Source organism: Collinsella sp. AF14-35, from assembly GCF_003464565.1.
GTDB lineage: Bacteria > Actinomycetota > Coriobacteriia > Coriobacteriales > Coriobacteriaceae > Collinsella.
Genome location: NZ_QRZD01000026.1, coordinates 1 through 846, shown reverse-complemented (window position 1 = coordinate 846; position 846 = coordinate 1). Strand labels below are relative to the sequence as shown.

1 protein-coding gene is annotated in these 846 nt (G+C 74.1%); it reads right to left on the bottom strand.

Going from position 1 to position 846, the window contains the following annotated elements; genetic code table 11:
- On the bottom strand, nt 1–846 hold an 846-nt coding region (locus DWW12_RS09960), incomplete at both ends, for a hypothetical protein (RefSeq protein WP_369832438.1).

Below are 846 nucleotides of genomic sequence, written 5' to 3'. Positions count from 1 at the left end.
GGATCGGTCGCGGACCCGGCACCGGGCCGCTCGACGGCAGGACCGGCACCGCCGGCCGGCTCGCCCGCGTCGTCGGGCACCTCGCGCCCGTCGGTCTCCCCCGGCGGCGCCGTGGCGCCCTGGGGCTCGATCACCACATGCGGCGCCATGTCGCCGGAAGCATTCGCCACGCCGCCGGCACCGAAGGCCCCTCCCGCAGGCGCCACGAACCGCGCAGACACAAGCGACCCGCCCGTGCACGCAACACCGCCGTCGGCACCGGTCGCATCGAGCCACGAGGCATCGACGGAAAGCCGACAGCCGGCCGCGCCAGCGCCAAGGCCCGCATCCTGCAGATACACGCCGTGGGCGCGCACGCCCGCTCCGGACCCGGCGCCCGCGGCAACGATGCGCCCGCCGCCGCGCACGGCCATGTCGCCTGCGATCACGCCGGCGAACGCCTCGTCCGTGATATCGGCCCCGTCCGCCCGGACATCGACGGTGCAGCCGTCCACCGCGAGCGCCTGCGAAACGTGGATCCCGCACTGCGAGCCCGTCGCCGTCAGGGTCCCGGTGCCGCGAAGCGTCAGGTTGCCCCACACCTCCATACCGCACAGCGTGATGTCCGCATCGGGCGCATGCGACTCCGTCACGGAGTTTTGCCCGGCAAGCGTCAGCACCAGGTCGCCCTCGGCGCCGATGGCCCCACCCGCGTAGCCGTCAAGCTCCAGGTGGTCGGCATCGGTCCAGGCCCAGCCGGGGCCCGACGCGCCCGGCTCGCAGTACGTCGCGCCCGCGATGATGAGGCTCTCCGCGCCCGCGGCATAAGAAGGCCCGCCCAGCAAAACGCATAGGCAGGCCATGGCA